A 255-nucleotide genomic window follows, 5' to 3' on the forward strand; every position below is an offset into this window, starting at 1 on the left:
GGGAGAAACTTTCTAAAAATAGTAAATAAAAGTACTTTTCTTTATCTCAGTATGTTAAAATATTAGCTCGACGCGAGCAGTAACTAGTGAAAAGTAACTAGTAAAGAGTCTAAGGACTAATTACTAAACACTAATAACTAATTACTAACAACCTTAAGGTGGTTATTGCGGCGGGGCTCACCTCTTCCCATCCCGAACAGAGTAGTTAAGCCCGCCTGCGCAGATGGTACTGCAATTTTGTGGGAGAGTATGTCG

At 39.2% G+C, this 255-nt stretch carries 1 rRNA gene; it reads left to right on the forward strand.

Annotation, left to right across the window (positions count from 1 at the left end):
- Positions 1-154 precede the first annotated feature (154 nt).
- Positions 155-255 (forward strand): 5S ribosomal RNA (gene rrf, locus ACHRV0_RS21710); the annotation flags it as partial.

Origin of the sequence: Flavobacterium sp. FlaQc-30 (genome assembly GCF_044005885.1) — a bacterium.
Lineage (GTDB): Bacteria > Bacteroidota > Bacteroidia > Flavobacteriales > Flavobacteriaceae > Flavobacterium.